This window comes from Plantibacter sp. (assembly GCF_059073635.1).
In genome coordinates this window covers 1-19,935 of record NZ_JCACOF010000012.1, presented here as the reverse complement: position 1 = coordinate 19,935, position 19,935 = coordinate 1, and the positions used below count along the sequence as shown (strand labels likewise).

Genomic DNA, 19,935 nt, shown 5'->3' with positions numbered 1-19,935 from the left:
GTGGAAATTCGCATCGGAATCCTCAACAGCCCTCGCGAGATCGGCTTCGAGACCTCGCAGCCGGCGTCGGAGATCGAGCAGGCGGTCAAGACCGCGCTCGAGACGGACGCCAAGCTGCTCGCGCTCAAGGACGACAAGGGCACCAGCTACCTCATCCCGACCGCGGGCATCGGCTACGTCGAGCTCGGAACCGAGGAATCCCGCCGCATCGGATTCGTCGGCTGACCATGGAACTCCTCTTCGTCGTGCTCGGCGGTGCCATCCTCGGTCTCGCCGTCCGCTACCTCCTGCCCGGCCGCGACCAGCACGGGGCCGCGCTCATCCCGGCGGTCGCGACGCTCGTCGCCGCCGTCGTCTGGGTCGCGGCGACGTGGGCAGGCATGGCGTGGGACGGCGGCTGGATCTGGGTGCTCGCCTTCGGCGCGTCCGTCGTCGTGAGTGTGGTGGTCGACCTCGTGCTCGTCCGCGTCCGCACCTCGTCGGACGAGGCGATGCTGACCCGCTTGCAGCAGGGCGTCGCCGCCTGACCCGAGGCGCTCGATCGATCGACGCCGTCGCTCCACCCGGAGCGGCGGCGTCGTCGTGTCGGAGGGGACGACCGGTCAGGCCGTGAGCCCGAGCGCGTCCATCCGTCTGGTGTGGTTCGCGATGAGCTCCGTGTAGACCGGTTCGACCCGGGCGTCGTCCGGCAGCGCCTTGCTCTCGGTCACGAGGGCGGACCTGGCGACGAGCATGGTGTCGCCGAGCAACCGACGGCCCCACATCGCGAGCGTCGAAGCGCGCTCGGGGTGCGTTGCGATCACCCGGTGCAGGATCCCGACGAGCGGGTCCTCCTCCGGACCGGGGGCGACGATCGCGGCCAGGTCGCGTGCGTCCGCCCCGTCCAGGCCGCGCGCGAGCTGCGCGAAGAACTCGTCGAGGAAGCCCCGCGCCACGAGGACGCCCAGCAGGAGTTCGTCCCAGGTGCCGGTGCGCAGGATCGCCTGGAACTCGTCCCGCGTGCGTGCATAGGGTTCGAGCACGGCGCCCGGGTCGTCGCTCGTCCGGCGGAGCCAGGCGAGTAGCGCCTGGTGCTTGCGCAGCGCCGTGGCAGCGGCCTCGGCGACGGTCTCCCGGTCGGCGTCGTTCGGAGCGTGCTCGACCGCGAACGACAGCGTCATGAAGAACCCGAGCTGCAGCTGCGCCACCTGACCGAGGTAGTCCGCGGTGCTGGGCGCGAGCTCGTGGAGGTCGACGCGGGTCGCCTGGACGGCGTCCTCCCGCGAGCGCAGACGAGGCGTCTGGGTGCCGGGACGCCGACGTCGTGCAAACCAACGAGCCATGCGACCACCCTATCCGCAGCGCGCCGATCGCCGTGTTCCGCGCGCCCAGCGGCCTCTCGGGACGTCCCGGGTAGAATAGCCGTGCCCCGGCGTCGGATCGGGGCCCTACACCTGTGTGCAATCGAAGGTGTAGACCATGACTGCACTGACAGGTATCTCCGTGACTTTCTCTGATCTCGGTGTCGACCAGGACATCGTCGACGCCCTCACGACCAAGGGCATCATCGAACCATTCCCCATCCAGGAGCAGACGATCCCCCTCGGGCTCGCCGGCCAGGACATCATCGGCCAGGCCAAGACGGGCACGGGCAAGACCTTCGGGTTCGGCATCCCGATCGTCCAGCGCCTCGGCCTCGACCCGGCTCCCGGCGTCAAGACCCTCGTGGTCGTCCCGACCCGTGAGCTCGCCGTCCAGGTGTCCGAGGACATCGAGATCCTCATCTCGAACCGGTCGACGACGCTCGTCTCCATCTACGGCGGCAAGGCCTACGAGGGTCAGATCGAGCAGCTGAAGGCCGGCGCCCAGATCGTCGTCGGCACGCCCGGCCGTCTCATCGACCTCAACAACCAGCGCCTCCTCGACCTCTCGGGCATCACCGAGATGGTGCTCGACGAGGCCGACAAGATGCTCGACCTCGGCTTCCTCGCCGACATCGAGAAGCTCTTCTCCAAGACTCCCGCCGCGCGTCACACGATGCTGTTCTCAGCGACCATGCCCGGTCCGATCGTGGCCCTGGCCCGCCGCTTCATGAGCAAGCCGATCCACATCCGCGCGAGCGACCCCGACGAGGGGCTCACGCAGGCCAACATCAAGCACCTCATCTACCGCGCGCACTCGCTCGACAAGGACGAGGTGATCTCGCGCATCCTGCAGGCCGAGGGTCGCGGCAAGACCGTGATCTTCACGCGGACCAAGCGTGCCGCCGCGAAGCTCGTCGAGGAACTGACCGACCGCGGGTTCAACGCCGCGGCGGTGCACGGCGACCTGAACCAGGAGCAGCGCGAGCGGGCGATGGCGTCGTTCAAGGCCGGCAAGCGCGACGTCCTGATCGCCACCGATGTCGCCGCTCGTGGCATCGACGTCGACGACGTCACCCACGTCATCAACCACACGATCCCCGAGGACGAGAAGACGTACCTCCACCGCGTCGGCCGTACCGGTCGCGCCGGGAAGACGGGTATCGCCGTCACGTTCGTCGACTGGGACGACCTCCACAAGTGGGCGCTCATCAACCGCGCCCTCGAGTTCGGTCAGCCGGAACCGACGGAGACCTACTCCTCGAGCCCGCACCTGTTCACCGACCTCGGGATCGCGGAGGGCACGAAGGGCCGGCTGAAGCCCGCCAAGGCCGTCGAGCCCGCCCCGCGGCGCGAGGGTTCGCGGAGCGCAGGCGGACGCGACGGTTCGCGGACCGGCGGCGGACGCGACGGTTCACGGACCAGCGGCGGTCGCGGTGGTGAGCGCGGCGGACGCGGAGGCGACCGCACGCAGCCGACCAGCACCCGGCTCGAGTCCCAGCCGAGCACCCGCGCCCACTCGCGGACGCACGACGCCGCCTCGACCGACACCGTCGACCGCAGCGCGCCCGCAGCAGGCACCCACGACGGCCACGGTCCGGAGCACCGCGACGGCAACAGCGCTCCCCGCCGTCGGAGCCGGACGCGCCGCACCGCTCCCCCGGCTCCCACGGCGTAGGTCCGCCACGCAGAACGCCCGCACCCTTCCGGATGCGGGCGTTCTGCATGTCGCGAGCGCTGCGCTCGACACGGTTGGTGACCGAAGGATACCGGTCCCTGAGCCTGTCGAAGGGTGCTCCGACCGGCGGCCCCTCACATCCGCTGCGCCCCCGTGGGCACTTCGACAAGCTCAGTGACCGGGAGAAGTACACCCGGTCCCTGAGCGCGTCGAAGGGCACTCCGGACGCGCCGCAGATCAGTCAGGCAGGACGGGTGCCGAGCCGGTGGCCTCGGCCACGATGCGCCGGACCACGTCGATGTCCGTGGTGTTCTCGCCGAGGCGGTTCGGCTTACCGGTCCCGTGATAGTCGCTCGAACCGGTCGCGACGAGGCCCAGCTCGGAGGCGATACGCCGCACGACGACCTTCCCCTCCTCGGTGTTCTCGCGGTGCTCGATCTCGAGCCCGAACAGGCCCGCGTCAGCGAGTTCGCGGAAGTACGGCTCGGGCAGCATCCGGTCGCGGCCGGCCGGGACCGGGTGGGCGATCACGGGGACGCCACCGGCGGCGCGGACGAGCTTGACCGCGGTGAGCGGGTCGGGCGCGTAGTGCGGCGCGTAATACCCGGTGCGCGGATGCAGGATGCCGTCGAAGGCTTCGCCACGGTCGGCCACGATCCCGAGGGCGATGAGGGCGTCGGCGATGTGAGGCCGTCCGACGGTCGCACCTTCGCGGGTCTGCGCGAGGACGTCCGCCCAGGACAGCGGGTAGTCGCCACCGATGCGTGCCACGATGCCTTCGGCCCGCCGGAGCCGGGACTCCCGGATCTTCGCGGTCTCCTGGAGCAGGTCGCCGTTCAACGGATCGATGAGGTACGCGAGCAGGTGCACGCTCCGCCATTCGTAGCGGGTGCTCAGTTCCATTCCGGGGAGCAGGGTGATGCCCTGGCGGCGCGACTCGACGGCCGCCTCGGCCCAACCGGCGGTGGAGTCGTGGTCGGTGAGGGCGATCGTGCCGAGCCCCGCGGCACCGGCAGCGCGCATCAGCTGCGTCGGCGTCTCCGTGCCGTCCGAGACGCTCGAGTGCGTGTGCAGATCGGCGGGGCCGTGCATGTCTCGAGCGCTCACCACGCTTCCACCCTAGTCGCAGGTCCTGCCCCGAGGACTCCCAGACCGCTCGCCTACGCTGACGCGGGTGCTGAAGACCGTCGGTGGCGTCATCGCGGCCGTGCTCGCGATCGCGACCACGGCCCTGCTCGTCGTCGCCGTCCTCCCCGGGCTGTTCGGTCTCGAGCAGGCCCAGGTCGTCGTCCAACTGAGCGCGTTCCGCCTCCTCGTGGCGATCGCCGCCGCGGGCGGCGCACTGCTCTGCCTCGTGACGGCGATCCTCGTCCGGGGGTCCCGCCGCGTGCTCCCCGCCATCCTGGCGGTCGTCCTCGCCGCGGTCTCGGTCACCGGCGCCGTCGTCACGGCCAACCGCGGAATCGACGACCAGATGGTCGCCGGAGAGGCGACCGACCTCGCGGATCAGGTCACGGTCCTCGCCTGGAACACCCTCGGCGATGCCGTCGACCCCGGAACGATCGCGGCGATCGCGGTGCGTGAGGGCGCCGACGTCGTCTCCCTGCCGGAGACCTCGTCCGACACCGCGGCGGTCGTCGCCGCCGCGATGACCGCCGCCGGACGGCCGATGGTTGCGCATTCGACCGACGCCGACGCAGGAGGGACGAGCCTCCTCATCAGCACCGGACTCGGCGAGTACGCGGTCCGTGCACCGACGGTGACCGGCCCGACCGCCATCGAGCGCTCGGAGACCCTCATCGCCGATCCGGTCCTCGGTCGCGGACCGACCCTCGTCGCGGTCCACACCACGGCCCCACTGCCGAGTCGGCTCGACGACTGGCGTGCGGAGCTCGCCGATCTCGCCGGCCGCTGCACCGACGACGCGGACGTGATCATGGCCGGTGACTTCAACGCGACGCTCGACCACCTCGCCGGGTTGCGCGGCGTCGGCGACCTCGGCGCGTGCCACGACGCCGCGGCGGCCGACGCGGCAGCCGGGCTCGGTACCTGGCCGACCGAGCTCCCGGCTGTCCTCGGCGCACCGATCGACCACGTCATGGCGACACCGGGATGGGTCACGGTGTCTGCTCACGTCCTGACCGACGTCGACGGCACGGGCAGTGATCACCGGCCCGTGGTCGCGACGCTGCTCCCCCGCACGGGGAGCTGAGGGTCGGGCGCCTGTCGCGACCGCAGTGCGACAATGGAGGTATGGCGACTTCCGCAGACACATCCAGTTCGAACACCGTCCAGACCGAGGCGACCTCCAACCGGGCGGCCGCCTGGTCCGAGGGCTTCCGCGCCTTCATCGGCACCGGGTGGGCAGACCGCCCCGAGGTCCTGCCGGAGCCGCGGGAGACCGCCGGCCTCGCAGCGGCTCGTCGTGAACGCCTGTCGGCCCAGTTCCCCGGTCACCGTCTCGTCCTCCCCGCGGGCGGGATGAAGCAGCGGTCGAACGACACCGACTACCTGTACCGGGCGCACTCCGCCTTCTCCTACTACACCGGCTGGGCGGCCGACACCGAGCCCGACAGCGTCCTCGTGCTCGATCCCGAGGAGTCCGGCCACACCGCGACCCTGTACTTCCGCGAGCGAGCGGGCCGCGACACCGACGAGTTCTACACGAACGCCGCGATCGGCGAGTTCTGGATCGGTGCGCGTCCGTCGCTCGCCCAGGTGGCCGCCGACCTCGCGATCGCGACCGCCGACCTCTCGGCGTTCACCGCCGACGCCGCCGATCTCACGGTCGACGTCGACGACGACCCTGACGCGCGCCGTGTCCGAGATGCGCCTCGTGAAGGACGCCTACGAGATCGCGCAGATGCGTCTCGCCGTCGACGCGACCGCGCGCGGCTTCGACGACGTCGTCGCCGAACTCCCGAAGGTCCTCGCGCACGAGCGCGGCGAGCGCATCGTCGAGGGCGTCTTCGCCGGGCGGGCTCGCGCCGACGGGAACGGCGTCGGGTACGAGACCATCGCCGCCGCTGGACCGCACGCCTGCATCCTCCACTGGACGCGCAACGACGGACGGGTCGTCCCGGGCGACCTCATCCTCATCGACGCCGGCGTCGAGCTCGACAGCTACTACACCGCCGACATCACCCGCACGATCCCGGTGTCCGGCACGTTCACCGAGGTCCAGCGACGGGTCTACGAGGCCGTCCGTGAGGCGGCCGACGAGGCCTTCGCCATCGTCCGCCCCGGCATCCGGTTCCGCGAGGTGCACGCGGCCGCGATGGCGGTCATCGCACGCAAGACCGCCGAATGGGGCCTGCTCCCCGTCACCGCCGAGGAAGCGCTCCTGAAGGAGAACGAGCAGCACCGGCGGTACATGGTGCACGGGACGAGCCACCACCTCGGCACCGACGTGCACGACTGCGCCCAGGCCCGCCGCGAGATGTACGCCGACGCCGTGATCGAGCCCGGCATGGTCTTCACCATCGAACCCGGCCTCTACTTCCAGGTCGACGACCTCACGGTCCCCGAGGAGTACCGCGGCATCGGCGTCCGGATCGAGGACGACATCCTCGTCACCGAGGACGGCGCGGAGAACCTGTCGGCCGGCATCCCGCGCACCGCGGACGAGGTCGAGGCCTGGCTCGCGCGCTGAGCCCGTCCGCCGGGCGACGGCTCGGAGCCTGACGCGGCTGGATCAGCCCGCGTCGGTCTCCGGGCCGCGCTCCAGGAGGTTGCGTGCGCGGTTCGCGAGCTCACCGCCGACGATGAGGTCGTAGCGCGTCGCCACGACGAGCGTGGCCGAGGTGTACTCCTGCCGCTTGCGGGTCACCGAGTACGACACGATGCCGAACAGCATGCCGAACGCGGCACCCATGAGCACCGCGGCTCCGAGCAGCATGAGGTTCGTCTCGGGATTGAAGATGACGAGGACGAGCCCGAGGAACAGTCCGAGCCAGGCACCGCTGACCGCACCGGCTCCCGCAGCACGGCCGTAGCTGAGGCGACCGGTGACGCGTTCGACGCTCTTGAGATCACTGCCGACGATCGAGATCTCCTTGACCGGGAAATCGGTGTGGGCGAGCGACGAGATCGCGGCCTGCGCGGACTCGTAACTCTCGTAGCTGGCCACCGTCTCGCCTCGCGGGATGACGCCGAGCGCCGGGGCGCCCTTCCGGCCGAACTGTCGCGGATCACTCATGCCTCCATCCTCTCACCCCGCCCCGAGCGGGCACTCCAGGCCGACCACCGGCGGGTAGGTTAGTAGTCGTGAGTGCAACCAGAGTGTTCGTCGCCAGGCTCGCCGGGTGCACCGTCTTCGACCCCGCGGGCGATCGTGTCGGCAAGGTCAGGGACGTGCTCGTCGTCTACCGCACCGGCAAACCCCCGCGGGTCGTCGGCCTCATCGTCGAGATCCCCGGGAAACGCCGTGTGTTCGTGTCGATCGGCCGCGTGACGAGCATCGGCGCCGGGCAGATCATCACCACGGGACTCATCAACGTCCGCCGGTTCGAGCAGCGCGGTGGCGAGGTGCGCGTGATCGCCGAACTCTTCGGCCGACGCGTCGTCTTCCGCGCCACCGGTGAGGAGGCGACGATCGAGGACGTCGCCATCGAGGAGCAGGGCCCCGGCGAGTGGCAGGTGTCGCAGCTGTTCGTCCGCCGCCCGAAGACCACCGCCTCCCCCTTCGTGAAGGGCCCGACGACCTTCGCCACCTGGAACGAGCTGCGCGAGGAGCAGGAGCTCGGCGAGGCCCAGTCCGCCGAGCAGCTCATCGCGACCTACGCCGACCTGAAACCGGCCGACCTCGCGAACACGCTCCTCGACCTCCCGCGCGACCGGATGATCGAGGTCGCGGAGGAGCTGTCTGACGACCGCCTCGCGGACGTGCTCGAGGAGATGCCCGAGACGGACCAGGTGCAGATCCTCGCCCAGCTCGACGACGACCGCGCAGCCGACGTCCTCGATCAGATGCAGCCGGACGACGCGGCCGACCTCATCGCCCAGCTCCCCGAGGACCGCGGTGAGCACCTCCTCGAGCTCATGGAGCCGGAGGAGGCGGAGGACGTCCGCATGCTGCTCCGGTTCGACCCGGAGACCGCGGGTGGCCTCATGACGACCGAGCCGATCATCCTCTCCGCCGACGCCACCGTCGCGGAGGCCCTCGCGTCGATCCGACGCTCCGAGCTGGCACCGGCGCTGGCGGCCGGCGTCTGCATCACCCTGCCGCCGTACGAGTCGCCGACGGGACGCTTCCTCGGGATGGTGCACTTCCAGCGCATGCTCCGCTACCCGCCGCACGAGCGCCTCGGGACCCTGCTCGATCAGAGCCTCGATCCGGTGGGCGTGCGGACCTCCGCCGCCGAGGTCTCGCGGATCCTCGCGAGCTACAACCTCGTCCAGGTACCCGTCGTCGACGAACAGCACCGGCTCCTGGGGGTCGTGACGATCGACGACGTCCTCGACTACCTGCTCCCGGACGACTGGCGCAGCATCGACGAGAACGATGAACTCCCGGCGTCGGAACAGCGGCTCGGATCGAACGGAAGGAGGGCAGGTCGTGGCACGAGCTCCCCGCAATGAGGTCCGGCTCGACGCTCCGAAGGGGCTTCGGAGTTCCGTCCGTTCCATCCGCCGCGCCCCGGCCTCGCGCGACCGCTTCGGCCGGTTCACCGAGTGGATCGCCCGGGCGATGGGCACGCCGTGGTTCCTCCTCGGCCTCACCCTCTTCGTCATCCTGTGGATCGCCTGGAACACCTACGGTCCACTCGCCCTCCGGTTCGACTCCGTCGACATCGGCTTCGTCGCCCTGACCCTCGTGCTGTCGCTCCAGGCCTCGTACGCCGCTCCGCTCATCCTGCTCGCCCAGAACCGCCAGGACGACCGCGACCGCGTGCAGATCGAGCAGGACCGTCAGCGGTCCGAACGCAACCTCGCCGACACCGAGTACCTCGCCCGTGAGGTCGTCGCGCTGCGACTGGCCCTCAAGGACATGGCGTCGAAGGACTTCATCCGCGCCGAACTGCGCTCCCTCCTCGAGGAACTCGATCGGGATCGCACCGACCAGCCCGAACACGACGGGCCCGAGCGCCGGCGTGGCTGACGCCGGCGCGGCTGACACCGGCCTCGCCGAGCGGATCAGGACCGCGCTCGCCCGAGTCATCGACCCGGAGATCCGCAAACCGATCACCGAACTCGACATGGTCGGCCCGATCACGGTGGACGACACCGGTGCCGCCGACGTCACCATCAAGCTCACGATCGTCGGCTGCCCGGCAGCGGCGAGCATCGAGCGCGACGTGCGTGAGGCCACCGCGGCGACCCCCGGGGTGACGAGCGTCGCGGTCGACGTCCAGGTGATGACGACGGCGGAGCGTCAGGCACTCACGGAGCGCCTGCGTGGCGGCCGCAGCGCCCGCGGCATCCCGTTCGGCCCGGACTCACTGACCCGCGTGTACGCCGTCACAAGCGGCAAGGGCGGTGTCGGGAAGTCGACGGTGACCGCGAACCTGGCCGTCGCACTCGCCGCCAGCGGCCTGCGGGTCGGCCTGGTCGACGCGGACGTCCACGGGTTCTCCATCCCGGGGCTCCTCGGACTGGTCGAGAACGGCTTGGCCGTCAAACCGACGCAGGTCGGCGACATGATCCTGCCGCCCGTCGCCCACGGTGTGAAGGTCGTCTCGATCGGCATGTTCATCGACGCACCGACGGACGGCACCACCGCCGTCGCCGTCGCCTGGCGCGGACCGATGCTCCACCGCACCATCCAGCAGTTCCTGACCGACGTGTTCTTCGGCGACCTCGACGTGCTGCTCCTCGACCTCCCGCCCGGCACCGGGGACGTCGCCATCTCCATCGGCCAGCTGCTCCCCCACGCCGAGGTGCTCGTCGTCACGACACCGCAGCCGGCCGCCGCCGAGGTGGCCGAGCGCAGCGGCGTGGTGGCGCGCCAGACCGGGCAGCGCGTCCACGGCGTCATCGAGAACATGGCGGGTCTCCCCCAGCCCGACGGCAGCGTCCTGCAGCTGTTCGGCTCAGGGGGTGGCGAGGCGCTCGCGGCGCGGCTGTCGATCGGCCAGGACGCCCCGGTACCGCTCCTCGCCTCGGTCCCGCTCAGCGTTCCGCTTCGGGAGGGCGGGGACGCCGGGCTGCCGATCGTCCTCTCGGATCCGACGGATCCCGCGGCTGCCGAGATCCTCCGGCTGGCCGGTCAGCTCGCTGCGAGACCTCGTGGCCTCGCCGGTCGTCGTCTCGGCGTCAGCACGAGCTGAGCCGTCCGGGTCGGACGTGTGCGACCGAAGCGGACTCAGGTGGCTTCGAGGTCGAACGGGGGCGCGGCGGTCTCTCCGGCGGCGAGTCGGCGCAGGCGCTCGTCGGTCGCCGCCTGGATCGACTTCGGCTTCTCGAGCGATGGGACGGCTGCAGCGGCGGCCGCGGCAGCGGGAGCCGCGTCGAGCGGAGCGGTCGTCGCGACCGTCGGCGTCACCGGAGGCTCGTCGTCGAGGAGCGCCTCGCGGATGATGCGTCTCGGATCGTACTGACGCGGGTCGAGCTTCTTCCAGTCGACCTCGTCGAACTCCGGTCCCATCTCCTCGCGCATCCGGTCCTTGGCGCCGGAGGCGAGGTCGCGGAGGGTGCGGACGAGTCGCGCCAGTTGCGAGGCGTAGTACGGCAGCCGTTCCGGACCCAGCAGGAACACGGCGATGACCCCGATGATGAGGAGTTTGTCGAAGGTCAGACCGAACACGACATCAGACTACCGCGCGAGCCTCAGCTGTCGGAGCAGTTGCAGGCCATACGCTGGGATCCGGAGGCAAGGTGTCAGAACACAATCTCAACTGGAAGTACGCGGGCGACGTCGTCGTCGAGAGCGCGGCGATGCTCACGGCGCGCGCTCACGCGCACGAACTGGGCGTCGAACCGATCTCCCCGGCGATCGGCGCGCAGATCGCGGTGGTGGCCGCGGCCACCCGCGCGGAGTCCATCGTCGAGGTGGGCACCGGCACCGGCGTCTCCGGGCTCTGGCTGCTCCGCGGTGCCACGAGCGCGGTGCTGACGTCCATCGACACCGAGATCGTGCACCAGCAGCAGGCACGCGCGGCGTTCACGGAGGCCGGCATCACGACCAACCGCATCCGCCTCATCACCGGCAGCGCGCTCGACGTCCTGCCGCGGATGAACGAGAACTCCTACGACCTCGTCCTCGTCGACGGCGACCCGGGATCGGTCATCGAGTACGTCGAGCACGGACTCCGTCTGGTGCGTCCCGGTGGCACCGTGCTCGTCCCGCACGCGCTTTGGCGGGGCCGCGTGGCCGATCCGGCTCAGCGGGACGAGACCACAGGCCTCTTCCGCTCGCTCGTCCAGGAGATCTCCGCGTCGGACGCGGTCGTCAGCGCCCTGTCCCCGGCCGGCGACGGCCTCCTGCAGATCACCAAACCGAACCTCTGAGCCCTCCCCGCACGACGACGAACCGGCCGCCATCCTGACTCTGTGAGCAGTGATGGCGGCCGGTTCTCGGCTCATGCGGCGTCGGTGACGGGGATCAGCCCGCGCTCACCACACCCGCGAGTGCATCATGCAGTTCTTGAGCCTCTGCGTCGTTGACCGACACGACGAGACGCCCTCCCCCTTCAAGAGGCACTCGCACGATGATGAGCCGACCCTCCTTCACGGCCTCCATTGGCCCGTCTCCGGTGCGTGGCTTCATTGCGGCCATGCGAGTCCCCTCTCGTTATTCGACTGACCCCCATTATCTCGTATCACGGGGGCTCGTGATAATCCTGAGCGCGGCGAGGCGCAGGATGACGCCCGATCCGCGCTCAGGGAATGGTCCAATACGCGTTCGCGAGGCCGTACATGACGAAGATCCAACACCATTGCAACGCCAGCGAGACGATGACGACGCCACCGCGGTACCAGCGGTTCCGTGGGACGGCGACCGCACCGAGGAGCGGGAAGACCGGTACGAGCAGCCGGAAGACACTCGTCTGCGGGAAGAACACCGCGAAGAGGTACAGGAGGTAGGACCCCACCCACAACCGGAGGTCGGCACCGAGCCGGCGCACCGGTGGGAGGAACAGGAGCACGACGGAGCCGACGAAGATCGCGGCGACGACGGCGATGCCCGGACCATCCCCGAACCAGAACTGGCCGCCCTGGATCCAGGCCGAGAACGGGACGAGGGGCTGCTCCCCGATGAAGGCGGCCCGCCACGCCAGCTCCGTCTCGAGGTACGCCTCCGGCGTCCCGGTGACGAGACCGGCGATGACCATCCACGCGAATCCGGCGAGGGCGGCGAGGGCCCCGCCCGCGAGGATGAGGACGACCTCCCGGCGCGCGAGCGGGTCGCGGTGTCGCGTGACGATCCGCACGATGAGATGGAGGCCCAGCAGGAGCGAGAAGGCCAGGACTCCGGGGCGGGTGAACGCCATGACCGGGATGACGGCGAGGAGCCAGCCGTACCGGCGCGTCACGAGCAGGAGCAGCGCGAGCGTCAGCAGCAGCAGGAACATCGATTCCGCGTAGGCGACCTGGAACAGGGCGCTGAGCGGGGCGATGCAGAACAGCACGACGGCGAACATCGCCCGTTCATCGCCGAGGCGGATGCGCAGGAGCCGGTGGAACAGCAGGGCCGCCCCCAAGCCGCAGCACAGCGAGACGATCACGGCCATGACCGGCCACGGCAGGAAGGTGACGACCGAGAGCGCCTTCACGACCCCCGGATAGACCGGCATGAACGCCCACGCGTTCTCCGCGACCCGGCCGGCGTCGTCGAGCGGCAGCTGGGTCGGGTAGCCGTACGTCGCGATCCACCAGTACCACTGTCCGTCCCAGCCGGCGGCGAGCGTGCCGAGCGAGGGGAACGCGCCGAACCGGGAGTCCGGCGCCTGCAGCAGACTCGCGACCGCGAACATCGCGGTCGTCACCAGGCGGGACAGCACGTACACGATGGTGATCCGCCCCCACCAGGGCAGGCGGGCCCAGCGCCGGAGCATCGACGGCCGCTCCTCGACCTCGGTCGAGTGGGCCGCGTCAGCGACCATCGGGCCCGGTCAGCCAGGCGCGGAGCCCGCGCTCGCAGTCCTCGATGTGCGCGAGCGGGACGCGCTCGTCGTCGGCATGGGCGAGGAGCGGGTCACCCGGTCCGTAGTTGACGGCGGGGACGCCGAGTGCGGAGAAGCGTGCGACGTCCGTCCAGCCGTACTTCGGGGCCGGTGTGCCGCCGACCGCGGCCAGGAAGTCCTGGGCGATCGGCGCGTCGAGCCCGGGACGAGCGCCCTCCGCGACGTCCGTCTGCACGACCTCGAAGCCGGAGAAGAGCTCCTCGAGGTGGGCGAGCGCCTCGGCACCCGTCCGGCTCGGAGCGAAGCGGTAGTTCACCTCGACGGTGACCAAGTCCGGGATCACGTTCCCGGCGACGCCGCCGGTGATCCCGACCGCGTTGACGCCCTCCCGGTAGACGAGCCCGTCGACCTCGACCTCCCGTGGCGTGTACGAGGCGAGCGTCGCGAGGACCGGTGAGATCGCGTGGATCGCGTTGACGCCGACCCAGCTCCTGGCCGCATGCGAGCGCTTGCCGTGGGCGCTCACGTGGACGCGGAGCGTTCCGTTGCAGCCACCCTCGACGCCGGCGTTGCTCGGCTCGCCGAGGATCGCGAAGTCACCGACGAAGAGGTCGGGACGGTTCCGCGCGAGACGCCCGAGGCCGTTGAGGTCGGATGCGACCTCCTCGTTGTCGTACCACATCCAGGTGATGTCGACGATGGGATCGGTGAGCTCAGCCGCGAGCTTCAGCTGGACCGCGACGCCGCCCTTCATGTCGACCGTCCCTCGACCCCAGAGCACCGCCTCGCCGTCGCGCTCCTCGAACCGGGTCGGGACGTTTCCGTTGATCGGGACGGTGTCGATGTGGCCGGCGATGATGACCCGCTGTGCACGTCCGAGCGAAGTGGAAGCGACCACCGTGTCGCCGTCGCGCACGATCGTCAGGTGCTCGAGACCCTCGAGCGACGCCTCGATCGCGTCGGCGATGCGGGCTTCATCCCCCGAGACGGAGGCGATGTCGCACAGCTGCTGGGTGAGTTCCACCGAGGAGACGGACAGGTCGAGTACGGGGACTTCGGCTGGCATGGCACCAGTGTATTGGCCGTCGACCTGAGTGTTGGCCGGTACCCTGGAGCCATGACCGCTGCGCCTGCCGAGACCCCTGTTCCGACTCACGCCTGGGGCTCCGGCCTCGCGACCATCGCCGCCGACGGCACCGTGCTCGACACCTGGTTCCCCGAGCCCTCGCTCGGACGGATCCCCGAGGGCCGCGACCGCTGGATCGCCCCCGCAGACCTCGAGGCCCTCGCGACCGACGACGAGCGCCGGGCCGTCCGCATCGACATCGTCACGGTCGAGATCGAGCTGCAGGCCGCTCCGCAGAGCACCCCGGACGCCTACCTGCGGCTGCACCTGCTCAGCCACCTGCTCGTCCAGCCGAACACGATCTCGCTCGACGGCGTCTTCGCGCACCTCCCCATCGTCGTCTGGACCAACGCCGGCCCCGTCCACCCCGCGGACTTCGACCGCCTCCGACCGTCGCTCCTCCGCGCCGGCATCCACGCGACCGGCATCGACAAGTTCCCGAGACTCCTCGACTACGTGACGCCCGACAAGGTCCGGATCGCCGACGCCTCGCGCGTCCGGCTCGGCGCCCACCTGGCACCGGGCACCACCGTCATGCACGAGGGCTTCGTCAACTTCAACGCCGGGACCCTCGGCGCGTCGATGGTCGAAGGACGCATCTCGCAGGGCGTCGTCGTCGGTGACGGCAGCGACATCGGGGGTGGTGCGTCGATCATGGGGACGCTCTCCGGCGGCGGGACGCAGCGGGTGGCGATCGGTCAGCGCGCCCTCCTCGGCGCCAACTCCGGCATCGGCATCTCGATCGGCGACGACTCGGTGGTCGAGGCGGGTCTCTACGTGACCGCGGGCACCAAGGTCGTCCTCGCGGGTGCTGCGGCCACGGCCGAAGGCGCGCCGCGTACGGTCAAGGCGGTCGAGCTGTCGGGTGTCCCGAACCTCCTGTTCCGTCGGAACTCACTCACCGGTGCCGTCGAGGTGCTCCCCCGCTCGGGCTCGGGCGTCGAGCTGAACGCGGCACTGCACGCCTGACCCGGCCTCCCGGGACGCAGAACGGCCCCGCATCCGAGGTGGATGCGGGGCCGTTCTTCGACAGGCTCAGGAACCGCCCTTCGACAGGCTCAGGAACCGACGGGACTAGCGCGTCGGGAAGGGACGCTCGGGCGAACCCGTGTACAGCTGCTGCGGGCGCCCGATCTTGGTCTGCGGGTCGAGGTTCATCTCACGCCAGTGGGCGATCCACCCGGGCAGGCGTCCGATGGCGAAGAGCACCGTGAACATCCGCGTCGGGAAGCCCATCGCCTTGTAGATGACGCCGGTGTAGAAGTCGACGTTCGGGTAGAGCTTGCGCTCCTTGAAGTAGTCGTCCTCCAGGGCGATCTGCTCGAGCTCCTGAGCCAGGTCGAGCAGCGGGTCGTTGATGCCGAGCGCCCGGAGCACCTCGCCGGCGCTCTCCTTGACGAGCTTGGCGCGCGGGTCGTAGTTCTTGTAGACGCGGTGCCCGAAGCCCATGAGCTTCACGCCGTCTTCCTTGTTCTTCACGCGGTCGACGAAGCGCTGCACGCCCTCGCCGGACTCCTGGATCCGGCCGAGCATCTGCAGGACAGCCTCGTTCGCGCCACCGTGCAGCGGACCCGACAGGGCGTTGATACCGGCGGACACGGAGGCGTAGAGGTTCGCTCCGGTGGAGCCGACGAGGCGGACCGTGGAGGTCGAGGCGTTCTGCTCGTGGTCCTCGTGCAGGATGAGCAGGAGGTCGAGCGCCTTCGACAGGACGGGATCGATCTCGTACGGCTCGGCGAGGTTGCCGAAGTTCAGCTTGAGGAAGTTGTCGACGAAGCTCAGCGAGTTGTCGGGGTAGAGGAACGCCTGCCCGACCGACTTCTTGTGCGCGTAGGCGGCGATCACCGGGAGCTTCGCGAGCATGCGGACCGTCGTGAGCTCGACGTGGTCGGGATCGTGCGGATTGGCGTCCGACTCGTAGTAGGTCGACATGGCCTGCAGGGCGCTCGACAGGACGGCCATCGGGTGCGCCGTGTGCGGGAGCGCCGAGAAGAACCGCTTGAGGTCCTCGTGGAGGAGCGTGTGGCGCCGGATCTTCTCGTCGAATCCGCCGAGTTCGTCCGCAGTCGGGAGTTCACCGTGGATGAGCAGCCAGGCGACCTCGAGGAAGGTCGACTGCTTGGCGAGCTGCTCGATCGGGTAGCCGCGGTAGCGCAGGATGCCCTGGTCGCCGTCGATGTACGTGATCGCCGACTTGGTCGCCGCGGTGTTGACGAACCCGTAGTCGAGCGTGGTCAGGCCGGTCTGCCGCGTGAGCGAGGAGATGTCGATACTCGACGCGCCCTGGGCTGACTGGTGGATCGGGAATTCGGCCGTTCCGCCGGGGTAGTTCAGGGTGACCTGCTGCGTCTCGGTGGAAGCCTGTTTCTCGACGTCGCCCACGGCGCCTCCTCATATCTTTGTGCGATAGGGACTCGACATCGCCCTCCGATACGACGGCGTGTCACATACAGCCTAATCGGCTTCGGACCCTACTGCTGTTTCCCACAGTGATCCGGCGACTTCCTTGGAGTTCACCCCGAAATCGGGCGGAGTCCCCGAAGTCGGGCCGCGGCGGCCGCGATGCGCTCGTCGGTGGCGGTCAGGGAGAGCCGCACGTGTTGCGGTCCGGCCTCGCCGTAGAACACCCCTGGACCCGCCAGGACACCGATCGACGCCAGGCGGTCGATACTCACCCAGGCGTCCTGGCCTTCGGTGATCCACAGGTACAGTCCCGCCTCGCTGCGGTCGACCCGGAACCCGGCCTCACGGACGGCCGGGAGCAGCACCTCGCGTCGGGCGCGGTAGCGGGCCTTCTGCTCCGCCACGTGGGCGTCGTCGCCGAGCGCCGCGACCATGGCGGCCTGCAGCGGGGCCGGCAGCATGAGACCCGCGTGCTTCCGGACGGTGACCAGCCGACGCACCAGGCGCTCGTCGCCCGCGAGGAACGCGGCACGGTATCCGGCCAGGTTGGACTGCTTGCTCAGGGAGTAGATCGCGAGGACACCCTCGGTGTCGCCGTCGGTCACGCGTGGATCGAGCACGGACGGGGTCGGGGTGTCGGACCACTCCCCCTCCCAGCCGAGTTCCGCGTAGCATTCATCGCCCACGAGGACGGCGCCGAGTTCGCGGGCTCTGGCTCGGGCTGCGCGCAGCTCGTCGACCGACAGGACACGACCGTCGGGGTTGCCGGGGGAATTCAGCCAGACCAGCCGGGTGCTCTCCGGCCATTCGGACGGATCGTCGGAGGCGAACGCCTCGGCTCCCGCGATCGCCGCGCCGACCGCGTACGTCGGATAGGCGGCCACCGGGTGGACCACGGTGTCGCCGGCGCCCAGGCCGAGGAGGAAGGCGAGCAGCGCGACGAGTTCCTTCGAGCCGATCGTCGGGAGGACGGCGTCGAGGCTGAGCCCCTCGACACCACGACGGCGCGCGAACCAGTCGACGATCGCCTGCCGGAGTTCGGGCGTCCCGACCGTGGTCGGGTACGCGTGTGCGTCCGTGGCCGCCCGGAGCGCATCCCGGATGAGGCCGGGAGTCGGATCGACCGGCGAACCGATCGAGAGGTCGACGATGCCGTCGGGGTGGCGACGGGCCTGCTCCGCATACGGGACCATGAGGTCCCAGGGGTAGTCGGGCAGCGGCTGCAGTGCCACGCGACTACTCGTGGGCTTGTGGCGGCAGCGCGGCGATGAGCGGGTGGTCCGAGGGGATCACGCCGACCTTCGCGGCCCCACCCGGGGAACCGATCTCGTCGAAGAACTCGACATTGGCCTTGTAGTAGTCCGCCCACTCCTCGGGAAGGTCGTCCTCGTAGTAGATGGCCTCCACCGGGCAGACCGGCTCGCACGCACCGCAGTCGACGCATTCGTCGGGGTGGATGTAGAGCGACCGTTCACCCTCGTAGATGCAGTCGACGGGGCATTCGTCGATGCAGGCGCGGTCCTTCACATCGACGCACGGCAGGGCGATCACGTAGGTCACGGGCGGGTGGCTCCCTTCACGAGCACTGAGTTGTCCAGTCTACGCCTGCGGCGAGACGGGGAACGGTTCGGGCGCCGGTCCCGCGGGACGGTCGTCGCGCGTGCGGGCGCGCTCCGGGAGCTTCGGCCACGCGACGACGAGGACGGCGATGAGACCGGGCGCGATGGTCCAGACGAGGCCCGAGACGCTCTGCGGGATGAGGACGGAGCCGCCGGTGCTCTCGAGCAGCAGGATCCCGATCATGAGGATGACCCCGAGCGCCGCTGCCGACGCTGCGAGCCGGTCCCCCAGGACGATGCGGAGTCCGACCAGGAGCATGGCCACGCCGAGGATCCCGAGCACCAGTCCGACCGGGAGGGCGACACCGAGGACGGAGGGCGCCCAGGCGTGCGCGACCGTGCCGATGGCGCCGTACGCCAGACCGACGAGGAACGCGAGGACGATCCCGATCACCCGCGACGCCGTGGACTGCTCGTGCGGTGCGTCCTGCTGCGGCGGTGTCGGCGGGAACCAGCGGTCGTCGCCGACCGTGCGGCCGTCTGGGAGGCTGGGGTCGGGGGCCGGATCGGTCATCCGCCGATTGTATCTGGACAGCCTCAGCATCAGGCGCTATGGTCGACGTCGGATAAGGTTAGCCTTACCCAACCGCGTTCCGAAGTCGCAGCGCCCCGCCCGGACCACGGTCCCCGCCCGGCGCGCCCTCGGATGCATCCCCACCCCGCAGACGACGGCCTCCCCTGGGCGACCGCCTGCTCGACGCCCGAAAGTCCGGTCACGTGCTCGCGAACTACCTCATCGGCCTCCGCGAAGGCCTCGAAGCAGGCCTCATCGTCGGCATCCTCGTCGCCTACCTGAACAAGCTCGGCCGCCGCGACGTCCTCCCCCGGTTGTGGCTCGGCGTCGCCGTCGCGATCGTCGTCTCGCTCGGTGTCGGTGCCATCCTCACCTGGGGACCGTACGGGCTGAGCTTCCAGGCGCAGGAGATCCTCGGCGGCGGACTCTCCATCCTGGCCGTCGGGCTCGTCACCTGGATGATCTTCTGGATGGGGCGCAACGCCCGAGAGCTCAAGCACGACCTCGAGTCACGACTCGACGCCGCCGTCGCCGGATCGGCGATCGGCATCGTCGTCCTCGGCTTCATCAGCGTCGGCCGCGAGGGCATCGAGACCGCCCTCTTCATCTGGGCGAGCGTCAACTCCGGTGAGAGCGCCGTCGTCGGCTCGATCGGCGCGCTCCTCGGCATCCTCACCTCCGTCGTCATCGCGTATCTCATCTACCGCGGATTCGTCCGGATCAACCTCGGCACCTTCTTCACGTGGACGGGGCTCTTCCTCGTCGTCGTGGCTGCCGGCGTCCTCGCCTACGGCGTCGGCGACCTCCAGGAAGCGGGCGTCATCCCCGGCTGGGGGCAGGCCGCGTTCAACCTGAGCGCGATCATCCCTCCGACGAGCTGGTACGGCACCGTCCTCGGCGGACTCTTCAACTTCACCCCTGCCCCGACCTGGGCGCAGTTCGGTGCGTGGCTGCTGTACCTGATCGTCACGCTCGTCTGCTTCATCCGGGTCTCGGGTCTCGGCCGTCGGCGCCCGACCTCGGTCACGAAACCGGTCACGACGAACGCCTGACCGGTCCCCGCCCCACCACGAACCAAGCACCAGCACCTTCCGACAGGAGTCTCCATGCAGCACCGCATCATCGCCGGCCTCGCCGGCGCGGGCGTCCTCGCCCTCGCCCTCACGGGATGCGTCCCGAACAAGACGGGAA

21 protein-coding genes and 1 pseudogene are annotated in these 19,935 nt (G+C 70.0%); 11 read left to right on the top strand and 11 right to left on the bottom strand.

Going from position 1 to position 19,935, the window contains the following annotated elements:
* On the top strand, positions 1-225 hold the full coding sequence (locus tag AC5JOC_RS17380) for a DUF3107 domain-containing protein (protein ID WP_064296179.1): 225 nt from the start codon (positions 1-3) through the stop codon (positions 223-225).
* A gap of 2 nt (positions 226-227) precedes the next feature.
* Positions 228-527: a hypothetical protein gene (locus tag AC5JOC_RS17375; RefSeq protein ID WP_079705552.1), complete on the top strand. Its 300-nt coding sequence runs from the start codon at positions 228-230 to the stop codon at positions 525-527.
* A gap of 75 nt (positions 528-602) precedes the next feature.
* Here AC5JOC_RS17375 and AC5JOC_RS17370 read toward each other — a convergent pair whose 3' ends face one another.
* Positions 603-1,322, bottom strand: coding sequence for a ferritin-like fold-containing protein (locus AC5JOC_RS17370; RefSeq protein WP_079705551.1), 720 nt, complete (start codon positions 1,320-1,322; stop codon positions 603-605).
* A 136-nt stretch (positions 1,323-1,458) separates the two neighbouring features.
* Here AC5JOC_RS17370 and AC5JOC_RS17365 point away from each other — a divergent pair, with 136 nt between their 5' ends.
* Positions 1,459-3,018, top strand: coding sequence for a DEAD/DEAH box helicase (locus AC5JOC_RS17365; RefSeq protein ID WP_192005224.1), 1,560 nt, complete (start codon positions 1,459-1,461; stop codon positions 3,016-3,018).
* Positions 3,019-3,255: 237 nt separating this feature from the next.
* Here the strand turns inward: AC5JOC_RS17365 and AC5JOC_RS17360 are convergent, their stop codons facing one another.
* Positions 3,256-4,110 (bottom strand): PHP domain-containing protein, encoded by an 855-nt coding sequence (locus AC5JOC_RS17360; protein ID WP_079705549.1) that lies wholly within the window; start codon positions 4,108-4,110, stop codon positions 3,256-3,258.
* 82 nt (positions 4,111-4,192) lie between these two features.
* Here AC5JOC_RS17360 and AC5JOC_RS17355 point away from each other — a divergent pair, with 82 nt between their 5' ends.
* Together AC5JOC_RS17355 and AC5JOC_RS17350 are read left to right on the top strand one after the other, a co-directional pair.
* A complete protein-coding gene (locus AC5JOC_RS17355) occupies positions 4,193-5,230 on the top strand; it encodes an endonuclease/exonuclease/phosphatase family protein (protein ID WP_079705548.1) in 1,038 nt (345 codons plus the stop codon).
* 41 nt (positions 5,231-5,271) lie between these two features.
* Positions 5,272-6,670: pseudogene (locus AC5JOC_RS17350) on the top strand (aminopeptidase P family protein).
* A gap of 42 nt (positions 6,671-6,712) precedes the next feature.
* Here AC5JOC_RS17350 and AC5JOC_RS17345 read toward each other — a convergent pair.
* Positions 6,713-7,216 (bottom strand): YflT domain-containing protein, encoded by a 504-nt coding sequence (locus AC5JOC_RS17345; RefSeq protein ID WP_079705546.1) that lies wholly within the window; start codon positions 7,214-7,216, stop codon positions 6,713-6,715.
* A 68-nt stretch (positions 7,217-7,284) separates the two neighbouring features.
* On the opposite strand from AC5JOC_RS17345, the gene AC5JOC_RS17340 reads away from it, so the two are divergent.
* From AC5JOC_RS17340 to AC5JOC_RS17330, 3 genes are read left to right on the top strand one after another with little or no spacing between them, the layout of a single operon-like run.
* Positions 7,285-8,598 carry a magnesium transporter MgtE N-terminal domain-containing protein gene (locus AC5JOC_RS17340; RefSeq protein WP_079705545.1) on the top strand — a complete coding sequence of 438 codons (1,314 nt, stop codon included), beginning with the start codon at positions 7,285-7,287 and terminating at the stop codon, positions 8,596-8,598.
* On the top strand, positions 8,576-9,118 hold the full coding sequence (locus AC5JOC_RS17335) for a DUF1003 domain-containing protein (protein WP_071261025.1): 543 nt from the start codon (positions 8,576-8,578) through the stop codon (positions 9,116-9,118). Before AC5JOC_RS17340 ends, AC5JOC_RS17335 begins: the two co-directional genes overlap by 23 nt.
* Positions 9,111-10,286: an Mrp/NBP35 family ATP-binding protein gene (locus AC5JOC_RS17330; RefSeq protein WP_079705543.1), complete on the top strand. Its 1,176-nt coding sequence runs from the start codon at positions 9,111-9,113 to the stop codon at positions 10,284-10,286. The genes AC5JOC_RS17335 and AC5JOC_RS17330 overlap by 8 nt, the downstream gene beginning before the upstream one ends.
* 35 nt (positions 10,287-10,321) lie before the next feature.
* On the opposite strand, the gene AC5JOC_RS17325 is transcribed toward AC5JOC_RS17330, so the two are convergent.
* Positions 10,322-10,762, bottom strand: coding sequence for a twin-arginine translocase TatA/TatE family subunit (locus AC5JOC_RS17325; protein WP_079705542.1), 441 nt, complete (start codon positions 10,760-10,762; stop codon positions 10,322-10,324).
* Between the two features lie 71 nt (positions 10,763-10,833).
* On the opposite strand from AC5JOC_RS17325, the gene AC5JOC_RS17320 reads away from it, so the two are divergent.
* Positions 10,834-11,466: an O-methyltransferase gene (locus tag AC5JOC_RS17320; protein WP_064296167.1), complete on the top strand. Its 633-nt coding sequence runs from the start codon at positions 10,834-10,836 to the stop codon at positions 11,464-11,466.
* A 94-nt stretch (positions 11,467-11,560) separates the two neighbouring features.
* Here AC5JOC_RS17320 and AC5JOC_RS17315 read toward each other — a convergent pair whose 3' ends face one another.
* The 3 genes from AC5JOC_RS17315 to dapE all read right to left on the bottom strand — a co-directional run bounded on the left by AC5JOC_RS17315 (position 11,561) and on the right by dapE (position 14,148).
* Positions 11,561-11,734: a DUF3117 domain-containing protein gene (locus AC5JOC_RS17315; protein ID WP_079002123.1), complete on the bottom strand. Its 174-nt coding sequence runs from the start codon at positions 11,732-11,734 to the stop codon at positions 11,561-11,563.
* A gap of 103 nt (positions 11,735-11,837) precedes the next feature.
* The gene (locus AC5JOC_RS17310; RefSeq protein WP_494246918.1) at positions 11,838-13,061 is read right to left on the bottom strand and encodes a hypothetical protein; all 1,224 of its coding nucleotides are present in this window, start codon (positions 13,059-13,061) and stop codon (positions 11,838-11,840) included.
* Positions 13,051-14,148, bottom strand: a complete 1,098-nt coding sequence (gene dapE / locus AC5JOC_RS17305; RefSeq protein WP_086473657.1) for a succinyl-diaminopimelate desuccinylase — start codon at positions 14,146-14,148, stop codon at positions 13,051-13,053. Before dapE ends, AC5JOC_RS17310 begins: the two co-directional genes overlap by 11 nt.
* Before the next feature lie 51 nt (positions 14,149-14,199).
* Between dapE and dapD the strand changes: the two genes are divergently transcribed.
* Complete coding sequence (dapD, locus tag AC5JOC_RS17300) at positions 14,200-15,177, top strand: 2,3,4,5-tetrahydropyridine-2,6-dicarboxylate N-succinyltransferase (protein WP_071261031.1); 978 nt, start codon at positions 14,200-14,202, stop codon at positions 15,175-15,177.
* A 105-nt stretch (positions 15,178-15,282) separates the two neighbouring features.
* Here the strand turns inward: dapD and AC5JOC_RS17295 are convergent, their stop codons facing one another.
* From AC5JOC_RS17295 to AC5JOC_RS17280, 4 genes are all read right to left on the bottom strand, one after another.
* Positions 15,283-16,542, bottom strand: coding sequence for a citrate synthase (locus tag AC5JOC_RS17295; RefSeq protein WP_064296340.1), 1,260 nt, complete (start codon positions 16,540-16,542; stop codon positions 15,283-15,285).
* Between the two features lie 179 nt (positions 16,543-16,721).
* Positions 16,722-17,843 (bottom strand): succinyldiaminopimelate transaminase, encoded by a 1,122-nt coding sequence (dapC, locus tag AC5JOC_RS17290; protein ID WP_494246917.1) that lies wholly within the window; start codon positions 17,841-17,843, stop codon positions 16,722-16,724.
* A gap of 4 nt (positions 17,844-17,847) precedes the next feature.
* Positions 17,848-18,171, bottom strand: coding sequence for a ferredoxin (gene fdxA / locus AC5JOC_RS17285; RefSeq protein WP_079705538.1), 324 nt, complete (start codon positions 18,169-18,171; stop codon positions 17,848-17,850).
* A gap of 39 nt (positions 18,172-18,210) precedes the next feature.
* Entirely contained in the window at positions 18,211-18,744 is a 534-nt protein-coding gene (locus AC5JOC_RS17280) for a hypothetical protein (RefSeq protein WP_159878244.1), read from the bottom strand.
* 203 nt (positions 18,745-18,947) lie between these two features.
* On the opposite strand from AC5JOC_RS17280, the gene efeU reads away from it, so the two are divergent.
* On the top strand, positions 18,948-19,796 hold the full coding sequence (efeU, locus tag AC5JOC_RS17275) for an iron uptake transporter permease EfeU (protein WP_124769014.1): 849 nt from the start codon (positions 18,948-18,950) through the stop codon (positions 19,794-19,796).
* Positions 19,797-19,935: the final 139 nt, after the last annotated feature.